This window comes from Aeromonas sp. HMWF017 (assembly GCF_003061465.1).
GTDB lineage: Bacteria > Pseudomonadota > Gammaproteobacteria > Enterobacterales > Aeromonadaceae > Aeromonas > Aeromonas veronii.
This window is the reverse complement of the sequence record NZ_QAJD01000138.1, coordinates 12,734-24,971: the sequence shown is the minus strand read 5'-3', so window position 1 is coordinate 24,971 and position 12,238 is coordinate 12,734. Positions and strand designations below refer to the sequence as shown.

At 61.6% G+C, this 12,238-nt stretch carries 10 protein-coding genes; 5 read left to right on the top strand and 5 right to left on the bottom strand.

Features of this window, described 5'->3' with window-relative positions; all coding sequences use genetic code 11:
- Position 1: 1 nt before the first annotated feature.
- Positions 2-937: a LysR family transcriptional regulator gene (locus tag DBR30_RS14125; protein WP_108539306.1), complete on the bottom strand. Its 936-nt coding sequence runs from the start codon at positions 935-937 to the stop codon at positions 2-4.
- A gap of 108 nt (positions 938-1,045) precedes the next feature.
- Between DBR30_RS14125 and budA the strand changes: the two genes are divergently transcribed.
- On the top strand, positions 1,046-1,840 hold the full coding sequence (gene budA / locus DBR30_RS14120) for an acetolactate decarboxylase (protein ID WP_005338506.1): 795 nt from the start codon (positions 1,046-1,048) through the stop codon (positions 1,838-1,840).
- An 18-nt stretch (positions 1,841-1,858) separates the two neighbouring features.
- The gene (gene alsS, locus DBR30_RS14115) at positions 1,859-3,529 is read left to right on the top strand and encodes an acetolactate synthase AlsS (RefSeq protein ID WP_005338504.1); all 1,671 of its coding nucleotides are present in this window, start codon (positions 1,859-1,861) and stop codon (positions 3,527-3,529) included.
- 115 nt (positions 3,530-3,644) lie between these two features.
- On the opposite strand, the gene DBR30_RS14110 is transcribed toward alsS, so the two are convergent.
- Both DBR30_RS14110 and DBR30_RS14105 read right to left on the bottom strand, forming a co-directional pair.
- On the bottom strand, positions 3,645-5,057 hold the full coding sequence (locus tag DBR30_RS14110) for an MATE family efflux transporter (RefSeq protein WP_108541102.1): 1,413 nt from the start codon (positions 5,055-5,057) through the stop codon (positions 3,645-3,647).
- Between the two features lie 73 nt (positions 5,058-5,130).
- Complete coding sequence (locus tag DBR30_RS14105) at positions 5,131-6,069, bottom strand: LysR family transcriptional regulator (RefSeq protein ID WP_108541101.1); 939 nt, start codon at positions 6,067-6,069, stop codon at positions 5,131-5,133.
- Between the two features lie 500 nt (positions 6,070-6,569).
- Between DBR30_RS14105 and DBR30_RS14100 the strand changes: the two genes are divergently transcribed.
- Positions 6,570-7,862: an HAAAP family serine/threonine permease gene (locus DBR30_RS14100; protein WP_181363588.1), complete on the top strand. Its 1,293-nt coding sequence runs from the start codon at positions 6,570-6,572 to the stop codon at positions 7,860-7,862.
- A gap of 91 nt (positions 7,863-7,953) precedes the next feature.
- On the opposite strand, the gene DBR30_RS14095 is transcribed toward DBR30_RS14100, so the two are convergent.
- Entirely contained in the window at positions 7,954-8,673 is a 720-nt protein-coding gene (locus DBR30_RS14095; protein WP_043818930.1) for a substrate-binding periplasmic protein, read from the bottom strand.
- 91 nt (positions 8,674-8,764) lie between these two features.
- Complete coding sequence (locus tag DBR30_RS14090) at positions 8,765-9,787, bottom strand: MBL fold metallo-hydrolase (RefSeq protein ID WP_108541100.1); 1,023 nt, start codon at positions 9,785-9,787, stop codon at positions 8,765-8,767.
- Positions 9,788-9,942: 155 nt separating this feature from the next.
- Here DBR30_RS14090 and DBR30_RS14085 point away from each other — a divergent pair, with 155 nt between their 5' ends.
- Positions 9,943-10,842, top strand: coding sequence for a LysR family transcriptional regulator (locus tag DBR30_RS14085; protein WP_108541099.1), 900 nt, complete (start codon positions 9,943-9,945; stop codon positions 10,840-10,842).
- 101 nt (positions 10,843-10,943) lie between these two features.
- Positions 10,944-12,224 (top strand): L-methionine/branched-chain amino acid transporter, encoded by a 1,281-nt coding sequence (yjeH, locus tag DBR30_RS14080; protein ID WP_108541098.1) that lies wholly within the window; start codon positions 10,944-10,946, stop codon positions 12,222-12,224.
- Positions 12,225-12,238 lie beyond the last annotated feature (14 nt).

The window sequence follows — 12,238 nt, the reverse complement described above, 5'->3', positions numbered from 1 at the left end:
ATCAAACCGGTTCAAGCTTGTTCAACAGGGCCTCCTTCGGGAGGCCCTGTCGTATCTGGGCGGCACGGATCTGGGCGATAAAGTGCCGCAGTACGGCACTGCTTGGGTGTGACCGTGTCGCCAGACTGATGCTGGTCATCATGCCGTTGCCCTCAATGGGGTGATAACTGACCCCGAGCGGGCGCAGCGCCGCCACCGAGCTGGGCACCAGAGTCACGCCAAAGCCCGCCTGCACCATGCCGACGGTAGAGATCACCTGCGGGCATTCGGGCCCCAGTATCGGCTCGAAGCCCGCCTCCCGGCAAAGACCCACGATGCCGTCATAGAGCCCGGGCCCGATGGCGTGGGGAAACAGAATAAAACTCTCGTCCTTCAGGCTGGCCAGTGGCAAGGAGCCCGGCTTGGCCTTGGGATGGCTGGTCGGCAGGGCGATCAGCAGCGGCTCCTGCTCGATAAGGTGATGGGCAAAGCCCTCGCTACCGCGGCAGGGGAGCCGCAAGATGGCGGCATCCAGCCGATCGTTGCGTAGAGCCTCCACCAGTGCCGGCATGGTGCCCTCCTGCGGGCTGAGGGCTACCTCGGGGTAGCGCTCCCGATAGTCGTGCAGCAGGGTCAGCACCGCGGGGTGGAGCACGGTGGAACCGGCAAAGCCGATCCGCAGCGCCCCCTGCTCGCCCCGGGCAATCCGCTTTACCTTCTGTTTTGCCGCATCGGCCAGCGCCAGGATCTGCGCCGCATCCCGATAGAGGCTCTCGCCCGCCTCGGTCAGTTCGACACTGCGGGTCAAACGGCGCAGCAGCGGGGTGCCCAGGGTCTCCTCCAGCTTGCGGATCTGCTGGCTCAGGGGCGGCTGGGCCATGTTGAGTGATTCGGCTGCGCGGGTGAAATTCTGCTTTTCAACAACGGCCATGAAGTAGCGGAGCGTACGAAGTTCCATATCGATTGAGTCTCAAAGTCATGGGATCAGCGTATTGGTGTTGAAATGTGAACCAAGTCACCATTGGATCCGAACGCTAACAGGATTCACGGTGGAGGTGAAACCCGAATGGAACATATTGCAACATCTGACAGTGCCGGGTGCAGCTGTGCCCTCGAAGTGAGCCAGCAATTTTCCCGCTGGCGCAGGCAGCATGACGGTGGCGAGATCTACCAGAGTTCCCTGATGAGCGCCCTGCTGGCGGGGGTCTACGAAGGGGAGACCACCATGAGCGAGCTGCTGCGCCACGGCGACTTTGGCCTCGGCACCTTCAACCATCTTGATGGCGAGCTGATCGCCTTCGAGCGCCAGATCCACCAGTTGCGCTCCGATGGCTCGGCCCGGCCCGCCCGCGCCGATCAGAAGACCCCCTTCGCGGTGATGACCCATTTTCGCCCCTGTCTGGAGCGTCGCTTCGATCACCCTCTCAGCCGTGACGAGATCCACCAGTGGGTGGATCGACTTGTGGGATCCGACAACGTCTTCGTCGCCCTGCGCCTCGACGGCCAGTTTGAGACGGCCAAGGTACGTACCGTGCCGCGTCAGGAGCCCCCCTATCGCCCCATGCTGGAAGCCATCGAACAGCAACCGCTGTTCCGCTTTGCCGCGGTGGCGGGAACCCTGGTGGGCTTTCGCTGCCCGCCGTTCGTGCAGGGGGTCAATGTGGCGGGCTTTCACGAACACATGATCACCGCCGATCGCAAGGGGGGCGGCCATCTGCTCGACTACACCATGGCCCACGGCACCCTGCGACTTTCAGTGGTGCGTCACCTCAATCTGGCCCTGCCATCGGATCCCGCTTTCCGGCAGGCCGACCTCAACCCCGCCGATCTCGATCGCGCCATTCAAGCCGCCGAAGGCTGATAGACAAGGAGCAATAACATGGAAAACAGACAGTGGAAGTGCGGTGCCGAGCTGGTGGTTCGTCATCTGGAGGCGCAAGGGGTCAAGCAGGTGTTCGGGATCCCGGGGGCCAAGATTGATCGGGTGTTCGATGCGCTGGAGGACTCCCCCATCGAGACCATAGTGGTGCGCCACGAGGCGAATGCCGCCTTTATGGCTGCCGCCGTGGGGCGTCTCACCGGCAAGGCAGGGGTGGCGCTGGTCACCTCGGGCCCAGGCTGCTCCAACCTCATTACCGGGTTGGCGACGGCCACCTCGGAGGGGGACCCCATGGTGGCGCTGGGCGGTGCGGTGCGCCGTGCCGACGGCCTCAAACTCACTCATCAGAGCATGGATACGGTCAACCTCTGCCGTCCGGTCACCAAGTTCAGTGCTCAGGTCAACAGCGGGGCGGCGATTTCGGAAGTGATGGCCAACGCCTTTCGCGCCGCCGAGCTGGGACGGCCGGGGGCGGCGTTTGTCAGCCTGCCGATGGATATCATCAACAAGCCGGTGCAGGGAAATGTGCTGGTGCCCCGCGAGGTGCCGGAGCCGGGCTGTGCCGATGAGCAGAATATGGAGCAGGCATTGACCCTGCTGCGCAATGCCCAGAATCCGGTGGTGCTGCTCGGCCTGATGGCCAGCCGGCCGGAGAATGCCGAGGCGGTGCGCGCCTTCCTCGACAAGGCGCGGCTGCCGGTGACCGGTACCTATCAGGCTGCCGGGGTGGTGGACAGCTGCCACTTCGATGACTTTGCCGGGCGGGTGGGGCTCTTCAACAACCAACCGGGGGATCAGCTGCTGGCAGGGGCCGATCTGGTGATCTGCATCGGCTACAGCCCCATCGAGTACGATCCCGTGCTGTGGAATGGCGATCGGGAGCGGCGCATCCTCCATATCGACGTGCTGCCTGCCGATATCGACAGTAGCTACTGCCCGACCGCCGAGCTGGTGGGGTCGATCCGCGCCAACCTGTTGCAGCTGACCCGCATCATGGGCAATCCGAAAATCCGTCCCCCCGAGGTGGATCGGCTGCTGCAAGGTGTTCGCCAGCAGCGGCTGCGACTGGCGATGCGGGCCGACGATCTGCACGGCAATCCGGTTCACCCCTTGCGTATCGTGCGCGAGCTGCAGGATCTGGTGCGCGACGACATGACCCTCTGCGTCGACATGGGCAGCTTCCATATCTGGATTGCCCGCTACCTTTACAGCTTCCGCGCCCGTCAGGTGCTTATCTCCAACGGTCAGCAGACCATGGGGGTGGCACTGCCGTGGGCCATCGGCGCAGCGCTGGTGCGGCCGGGGGAGAAGGTGATCTCGGTATCGGGGGATGGCAGCTTTATGCAGTCGAGCATGGAGCTGGAGACGGCGGTGCGCCTCAAAAGCAATATCGTTCACATCATCTGGGTCGATAACGGCTACAACATGGTCGCGATGCAGGAGCAGCAGAAGTATTGCCGCACCTCCGGCGTATCTTTTGGCCCCATCGACTTCAAACGCTATGCCGAATCGTTCGGGGCGGCCGGGTTTGCGGTGCGCTCGGCAGACGAGTTGCGCGCCACCCTGCGGGCCGCGCTGGCGGTGGAGGGGCCTGCGGTGGTGGCGATCCCGGTGGATTACTCCGACAACCCGGGGCTGATGGCCCAGCTCAGGCCAGAAGTATTGGCATAAGTGGGGGCAGCAGTGCTGGCCTGAATCCTCGTGTAAGGGCAGGCAGACCAGCCCATATAGCAGAAACCGGCATCAATGGATGCCGGTTTTTTATTGCTACGCGGGATGGGTGGCCTTAACGGGCCAGCTGGACGGCGGCGCGTGCGCGGGCCGGTTGCGGGCGACGCTTGTTTTTTGGCGCGCAGGCCATCTTCAGGCGCAGCCACTCGCGCCACAGCAGCCAGCAGAGCGGCAGGGTGAGCAGCAGTACGGTCGCGGGCTGGGCCATCAGCACCCCATCACGCCCCCACAGTTGTGGCAGCAGGAAGATGAGCGGCAGCAGCAACACGGTTTTGGCGATGGAGATGACCAGCGCCTGACGGGTACGCGCCATGGATTGCAGCAGCACGATGCCGAACATGATGATCCCCTCCAGCGGAATGGCGCCGAGGTTGAGGGTCAGGCTGCTGATGGCGGCGGCCAGCAGCTCGGGATCCTTGTCGCCGGTATAGAGCATGGCGACTTGTCCCGGCAGCAGCTGGATGGTGAGCCACACCACCATGCCGTAGATAAAGGTGAACTTGAGCCCCATCTCCATCAGGTACTTGAGGTTGCGATGGCGTTTGGCCCCTGCCGCCTTGCTGATGAGCGGCTGAATGCCGAAGGCCAGCCCCTGCAGGATGACGATAAAGACCGCTTCGGTGTAACCGGCCACGGTAAAGCCCGCCAGATCCTTCACATTGCCATACACCATCAGCTGGCTGTTGTGCAGCATCAAGAGCAGGCCGAGGTTGAACTGGGCAATCAGACTCGGCAGACCGGTAAAGAGCAGGTTCGGCATGGCAGGGAAGTTTGGCACCAGATCGCGCCAATGGAGGCGCAGCCGCGCCCAGGGGGTAAAGAAGTAGCCAAGGCCGATCAGGCTCACCGCACCCTCTGCCATCAGGGTGGCCTGGGCGGTACCGATCAATCCCAGCCCCAGCCGACCCACCATGATGTAGTTGAGGATGATGTTGAGCACGGCGCCGCTGCTTACCAGCACCATGGCCAGTTTCGGGCGGCCATCGTTGCGCAGCAGATAGGGGACCGCCAGATTGCTGGCCAGCAGCAGGGTACCGCCGCCAATCCAGGTGAGGTAGTCGCTCGCCTGTTTCCAGGTTTCGGTGCCCTGCTCGATCCCCAGCCCCAGCAGGATATCTGTGTGGGTGTAATAGAGCAGACCCGGGGCAATGATCCCGAGTCCGGCCAGCAGCCAGAGAGCGTTGACCAGCGCCTGACGGGCCAGCGTGTCGTTTTTCGCCCCTTGCTGGAAGGAGATGGCGGTAGCCGCCCCCATGCTGATCATGGCGGCCAGACCGATCAGCACCATGATGACCGGATAGACCAGGTTGATCCCGGCGAGGCCAGCGGCGCCGACATAGTGGCCGACGAAGATGCCGTCGACGAGGTAGTAGGCCCCCGAGACCAGCATGGCAAGAATGGAGGGGAGGGCGTAAGCCCAGAAGCGACGGGTCATGGCCCGTTGCCGCAGTGTTAAATAGGCAGACATATCTGTTCTCTCGGGGAGCTCGATTATCGAACAGCTAGTCTAGATTAATACTTATTTGGTGATAATTAGGGTTTCACTTGATGAATTGCTGAGCCTTACTCATTAATCCGGGGTGTTGGTAGTGGGCCTTGAGCATGTCGATCAGGATACGCAGGCCGCTGCCCAGCTGGTGCCGACTGGGATAGAAGAGGTAGAAACCGGCAAAGGTGGGGCACCAGGGCTCCAGCACGGTGAGCAGTTTCCCCTCCGCGACCTTTTGGCTCACCTCCTCTTCCAGACAGTAGGCCAGCCCCAGCCCCGCCTCGGCGGCCCCTAGATAGAGGGCCGGGGTGCTGGTGGTGAGCGGCCCGGTCACTTCGATCTCCAGCATGGTGCCGTCGGCAGCAAAGGCCCAGCGATAGTGGTGGTGCGGGGTGAGGCGATAACCGATGCAGGCGTGACGGCTCAGCTCGCTCGGGTGCTCTGGCGCGCCATGTTCCGCCAGATAGGCGGGGGAGCCCACTACCAGATAGCGCTGGGGCGAGCCGAGGGGGATGCCGATCATCTCCTTGGGCAGCAGATCCCCATAAAAGAGCGCGGCATCGTAGCCATCTTCAATCAGCCGGGGCATCAGCTCCTGCTCCACCACCTCCACCTGCATTCTGGGATAACGGCGCAGATAGTCGATCAGCACCGGCGCCAGCAGGCTGTCGATGGCGCCGCGTGGGGCACAGAGCTTGAGTCGTCCCACCGGCTCGTCGCTGTTGCGGGCCAGTTCACTGAGCGCCTCTTCCAGGGTATTGAGGGTGGGGAGCAACTGCTTGAGCAGCCGTTGGCCCGCGTCGGTCGGCACCACGGCGCGGGTGCTGCGGTTGAGCAGCCGCACCCCCAGCCGCGCTTCCAATCCTTTCAGGCTATGGCTGAGGGCGGAGGCCGAGACCCCGAGTTCGAGGGCGGCCTTGCTGAAACTGCGGTGACGGGCGACGGCGGCAAACACTGCCAGTTCGGCGAGATCGGTACGGGTAATGGTCATCATTAATCAACAAAAAGGCGTGAGTCACAAGGGTACGTCAAGGCCGTGCTGCACACAATCCGCGCGGAATGTGTGAATTGTTATGAATATGTATCTGCCCGCAGGCCATTGATTCCAGTGAAACTAAGTTGAATTGTTAAAAAAAACTGACAATAAGGCGTTTTGAGTGTGATCTTAGTCGTCCGAAAGGCGACCGGAATCAAACTTTGGTTGATTAATTCAAAAAAACGCTGTGATTAATAGGGGCATTTAATTAAAGTCAGCCCATCAAGAGTGGCGCACGTTAATCGGTTGTTAATTGAGACGGGCGCTGACCCTCAGGGTCAAAATCTCGCACTGTTGTTTGTTGCTGTTTTGTTGTCACAAGGAGTGATGGCCAGACAGCCGGGGTGCGAGATGTTAATGACAAGGATGAACAGCAGGTGTTCCAGGGAGATGGAACCGGGCCGAGGGCCCGAACAAACAAGAATCCCATTTTTCCTAGATGACAGGAACAACGTATGTCTGACATGAATATTGCAGCTGATGGTCGTTTAGCCAGCAACACTTCCCGCGGCATCAACAAGGCTGATGTGGTCTGGATGCTGGGTCTGTACGGTACCGCGATCGGTGCCGGTGTGCTCTTCCTGCCAATCAACGCCGGTGTAGGTGGTCTGTGGCCGCTGGTTGCCATGTTGATCCTGGCTCTGCCGCTGACTTTCTTCGCTCACCGTGGTCTGGCCCGCTTCGTGCTGTCCGGCTCTACCCGTGATGGCGACATCACTGAAGTAGTAGAAGAGCACTTCGGCAAGACCGCAGGCAAATTCATCACCCTGCTCTACTTCTTTGCCATCTACCCGATCGTACTGATGTATTCAGTTGCCATCACCAACACCGTCGAGAGCGTGATTGTTCACCAGCTGGGCATGTCTGCACCTCCCCGTGCCGTTCTGTCACTGGCGCTGATCCTCGGTCTGATGGCGGTTGTTCGTCTGGGTGGCCAGGTTATCGTCAAAGCGATGAGCGTGCTGGTATTCCCGTTCGTGATCACCCTGATGGGCCTGGCGTTCTACCTGATCCCGCATTGGAACGGTGCCATCATCACTGAAGCTCCGGCCCTGTCCGACGCCTTCAACGGTGACTTCATCAAGACCCTGTGGCTGGCTATCCCGGTTATGGTGTTCTCCTTCAACCACTCCCCGATCATCTCCTCCTTCGCGGTGGACAACAAAGGTCGTTACGGTGAAGGTGCCGAGAAGAAGTGCAGCAACATCCTGCTGGGCGCCCACGTCATGATGGTGATGACCGTTATGTTCTTCGTATTCAGCTGCGTACTGAGCCTCTCCCCGGCTGACCTGGCTGCTGCCAAAGAACAGAACATCTCCATCCTGTCCTACCTGGCCAACCACTTCGACAACCCGGTTATCGCCACTGTGGCTCCGTTGATCGCCATGGTTGCCATCAGCAAATCCTTCCTGGGTCACTACCTGGGTGCGCAAGAGGGCATGAACGGCCTGATGGCCAAGGCGCTGCGTGAGAAGGGCAAGAACGTTGACACCAAGCAGCTGAACAAAGTGACTGCAGTGTTCATGATCCTGACCACCTGGGCCATCGCCACCATCAACCCGAGCATCCTCGGCATGATTGAAGACCTGGGCGGCCCGATCATCGCAATGCTGCTGTTCCTGATGCCGATGTACGCCATCACCAAGGTTCCGGCCATGCGCAAATACGCTGGCAACATCAGCAACGGCTTCGTGACCATCATCGGCCTGATCGCCATGTCCGGTATCATCTACAAGCTGATTGCCTGATAACTCCGGTTACCAAGTTGAATGAAGAAGCCGCCTCGCAAGAGGCGGCTTTTTTTATGGCTTTTTGGGGCGGCGAGCGGATGCTGTATCGCTACTTCATCAGCTTCTTCACCTCGTCGCTGGCCAGCGCCTTGTTGAATTTGTCCCGCGCCTCTTTCCCCTTGGCGGAGTTGGTAAAGCAGACGTGGAGGGACTTGTCCTCGAGGATCTTGCCGTTGAAGCCGAGGTTGGCGGCAACGTCTTTGAGTTGGGGATCGCTTTCCAGCAGATAGGTCATCACATTCTGGTCGATGACCGCCAGATCGAGCCGACCGTTGCCCAGTTTCAGCAGGTTTTGGCTGTCCGAGCTGGTGGCGTCAGCCGAGAGTGCCTTGCTGGCCACTTTTTCGTCAAACTCGGTGGTATTCACATAGCCGGTGACGACACCAATTTTCTTGCCCTTGAGGTCATCAAGGCTCTGCCAGGTGACCGGCTGATCGGCTCGCTGGGCAAACCCGAGAGGGCCGTTACCTATGGGGTCAGAGAAGAGGCAGCTGCTCTTGGGGTCGAGATACTCGGGGAAATAACCCAGTACCTCGGGGTTGTTGGTCGCCTCGTCCACGGCCCGTTGCCAGGGATAGAACTTGATAGTCAGCGGGTCGCCAGCCAGGGCAAAGGCTGCGGTCACCACCTGACTGCTCTTGCCCTGTTCAGGCAGGCTGGCGCTGGTGTAAGGGGGCCATTCAAGGCTGGTCAACACCGCCGCCTGAGCGGCCGACATGCCGAACAAGGGAAGAGTGGCCAGGGCGAGGTGCTTCCATTTCAGGCTCATAGAGATAACTCCTTGTGGTCAAACACCCCTTAAAGATAGCCCCCGGTGTCGATTGCGGATGCCGGCTATGGCTGACCGGCATCCGTGCCATCTATTTGTTGTCGATATTCTCCGACTGCCAGAGGGCATAGCCCTTGCCGGAGGCCGTGGTGGGCAGATCAATCTGCATCAGGTCGTTGCCGATGACGAAGGGGCCCGTGTAGCGGGCGCGCAGATCCTGCGCCAGATCTTTGACCCTGATCTTGCCGTTGAGGCCGATATGGCTGAACACGGTCAGCGCCGGTCTGGCTTCGTTCATTACCCGGGCCGCCTGCTCGGGGGAGGCGAGGTGACCGGCGATCGCCTTGTAGCCGGGGTTGGCCTTCATCTGCTCGGCAGAGGTCATGGAGACGCAGTGCACCAGCAGATCGGCCCCTTTGGCCTGCTTCACCACTTCGGGGCTGTAGCGGGTATCGCCGGAGAGCACCACGCTGTGGCCGTGATAGTCGATGCGATAGCCGAATGACGGCTTGATGTTGACCCCGTGGTCGTTGTCAAAGGCGGTTACCTTGACCCCGTCATGGTTGTAGACCACCCCGGCGGTGACCTCGTGGCTGTTGATCTCCACCCCATCCAGCGGCGTTCCCTCATCCTTGACCCGGGTGGCGATGTCGGTGGCGTAGGCCTGCTGCAAGCCACGGGTGAGAGCTGTGGTGCCTTTGGGGCCGTAGAGTTCCATCGGCGCGTGGCGCTGGCCATAGGCTGGTTGCAGCCAGCCGGTCAGCCAGAGATCCGCCAGCCCGTTGGTGTGGTCGGAGTGAAAGTGGGTAAGGAAGAAGGCGTTGACCCGGCCGATGGGGATATGCAGCTGCCACAGGCGAGTGGCGGAGTTGCGGCCAAAATCGAACACCAGCTTCTGGTTGCCCGCTTCGACCAGGGTGCTGTAACCGCCCCGGCTGATCTGGGGTACCGGAGTGCCGGTGCCGAGCAGGCTGACCCGAAAGATATCGTGCCGGGCTTGAGTTGCTGAGGCTGGGGCTTGATCGTGGTTGCTGATAAAGCTGCTCTCGGCGGCCTGACTGGCGCCGCTGGCCAGCAGACCGACCAGTAATGCGGCCAGATAGGTGCTTTTCATGGGGATTTATCCTGTGGGGAAGGGACGGCATCACTGTATTGGTAACTAAAAGTTGAATAAATTGGCTAAAATCCATTTCTTACTAAACTTTTGGTTGTGAATCAGGGCACTGGTCGCGGGCCAAACGGCCTTGAAACGGGCAAAAAGGAGGGGTTGTGGACCGATTGACCAGCATGCGTATCTTCACCCGGGTGGTGGATCTCGGCTCCTACAGCGCGGTGGCGAGCGAAGAGGGGATCAGCGCCCAGATGGTGGGCAAGCATGTGCTGGGGCTGGAGCTGTGGCTGGGGGGCAAGCTGTTTCACAAGACCACCCGCCAGCAGACCCTCACCGAGCTGGGCCAGCTTTTTCTCGCTCGCTGTCAGCGGGTACTGGAGGAGCTGGCATTGACCGAGTCGCTCACCCAGAACCTGCTGGCTGAGCCGGCCGGACGGCTGCGTATCGCCGCTCCCCTCAGCTTTGGCCACCACCGGCTGGTGCCGCTGCTGCCCGCTTTTCTCGACCGCTACCCCAAGCTGGATCTGGATCTGCAGCTCACCCCGCGCTGGGTCGATCTGGTGGAGGAGGGGTTCGACGCCGCCATCCGCACCCTGCGCCCGCAGGATGAGGCGCTGATTGCCCGTCCGCTGCTGACCCAGCACTACCGCCTCTGCGCGGCCCCCGACTACCTCAATCGCCACGGCGTGCCCCGTCATCCGGCCGATCTAGTTCGCCACCAGTGTCTGCACGGCAACTGGGGCGAGCACGAGCGTTGGCAGTTTGTCGGTGAGGATGGCCAGAGCGAGGAGGTGCGGGTCGCCTCGCGCCTGCGCATCAATCACTGGCCAGCCTTGTTGACGGCTGCGCTCTCGGGGGCTGGCATCACCTTGCAGCCCGCCGAACAGGTGCGTGAGCATATCGCTGCGGGGCGTTTGCTGCCGCTGCTTGGCCGCTATCAGAGCCCTGCCAAGACCCTCTACTTCATCTATCCGGCGGCGCGGCGGCAGGTGCTCAAGATCACCCTGCTGGGGGATTTTCTGGCCGAGTCCCTGCAAGCTGGGCCCGAGCCTGAATAAAAGGCTGCATATTTTCGCCCCCACGCTTAACCATCGTGCTTAACAAAGGGGCGGTGGAGGCCTAACATGGCGGGATGTTTTTCTAGTCAGGACAAAAGGATATGTCTGGGTTGAAAAAGGATCTCGGGCTCTGGCAGGGGATGGGGCTGCTCGCCACCTCGCTGCTCGGCACCGGGATCTTCGTGGTACCGGCGACTGCCGCCTCGCTGGCGGGCGGGGCCTCGCTCTGGGCCTGGTTGCTGCTGATTGCGCTGGTGCTGCCCATCGCCTTTACCTTCGCCCGCCTCGGCCGCCGCTATCCCCACGCGGGCGGTGCGCCGCATCTGATAGGCCTCGCCTTTGGCAACGGCGCCGAGCGCTTCTCCGCCTTCCTTTTTCTGGCAGTGCTGCCGGTGGGGCTGCCCGCCGCCCTGATGATTGCCGCCGGTTTCTGGCACGCCCTGTTCGAGATGGGGGAGTGGACCCTCTGGGCCATCCAGCAGCTCACCCTGCTCGGGGTATTCCTGCTGGGGCTGCGCGGGGCGCGCTCCTCCGGCAATCTGCAACTGTTGATCGCGCTCGCCATTTTGGGGCTCACCCTGCTTATCTGGTTCAAGGGGGAGGTGAGCTGGCGCGATGCGGCTAGGCCCTTGCCGAGCGCGGACGAGTGGCCCCCTATGGCTACGGCGCTGGCGGTGATGTTCTGGTGTTTTGTCGGACTGGAAGCCTTCGCCCACATGGGGGAGGAGTTCAAGCGGCCGGAGCGGGATTACCCCATCGCTCTGCTTGGCGGCGTACTGCTGGCGGGACTTATCTACTGGATCCACTCGCTGGTGGTGCTCAAATATGGCCTCTACGGCGATGAGGCGAAAAACGCCACTGCTATCCCTTCCCTGCTGGCGCTGCTGTTCGGCCCCACCGCCAAGTGGCTGGTGGCGGTGCTCGGCTACCTCTCCTGTTTTGCCAGCATCAATATCTACATTCAGGGCTTTGCCCGGCTGATCTGGAGCATGGCGCGGGAAGGCAAGCTGCCCCCCTCGCTAGCCGTGCTCACCGCGCGCGGCGCGCCGCTGCGGGCGCTCGGTCTGGTGCTCGCCATCTGTCTACTCTGCATCACCCTCATTATCTGGCTGCGACTGCCGCTCGATGAGCTGATCCGCTACGCCAACGGCAACTTCGTGCTGGTCTATCTGCTCTGCATGGCGGCAGGCTGGCGCCTGCTCGGCGGGGTAGGCAAGGGGCTGGCGGGGATAAGCGTGCTGCTCTGCGCTCTGGTGCTGGTGGCGCTCGCCTCCCAGGTGCTCTATGCGGTGGTGTTGAGTCTTGGCTACGGCGGCTTCTCGTTGTGGCGGCGTCATCTGCGCCGTAGTCGTCAGCAGGATGCGCTCCCGCTGGCGAAGTAACGTCTCCCCGATTG

What these genes read in the sequence shown, in the direction of transcription:
- DBR30_RS14125 (WP_108539306.1), bottom strand. Translation starts at nt 937, where the DNA reads ATGGAACTTCGTACGCTCCGCTACTTCATGGCCGTTGTTGAAAAGCAG.
- budA (WP_005338506.1), top strand. Translation starts at nt 1,046, where the DNA reads ATGGAACATATTGCAACATCTGACAGTGCCGGGTGCAGCTGTGCCCTC.
- alsS (WP_005338504.1), top strand. Translation starts at nt 1,859, where the DNA reads ATGGAAAACAGACAGTGGAAGTGCGGTGCCGAGCTGGTGGTTCGTCAT.
- DBR30_RS14110 (WP_108541102.1), bottom strand. Translation starts at nt 5,057, where the DNA reads ATGTCTGCCTATTTAACACTGCGGCAACGGGCCATGACCCGTCGCTTC.
- DBR30_RS14105 (WP_108541101.1), bottom strand. Translation starts at nt 6,069, where the DNA reads ATGACCATTACCCGTACCGATCTCGCCGAACTGGCAGTGTTTGCCGCC.
- DBR30_RS14100 (WP_181363588.1), top strand. Translation starts at nt 6,570, where the DNA reads ATGTCTGACATGAATATTGCAGCTGATGGTCGTTTAGCCAGCAACACT.
- DBR30_RS14095 (WP_043818930.1), bottom strand. Translation starts at nt 8,673, where the DNA reads ATGAGCCTGAAATGGAAGCACCTCGCCCTGGCCACTCTTCCCTTGTTC.
- DBR30_RS14090 (WP_108541100.1), bottom strand. Translation starts at nt 9,787, where the DNA reads ATGAAAAGCACCTATCTGGCCGCATTACTGGTCGGTCTGCTGGCCAGC.
- yjeH (WP_108541098.1), top strand. Translation starts at nt 10,944, where the DNA reads ATGTCTGGGTTGAAAAAGGATCTCGGGCTCTGGCAGGGGATGGGGCTG.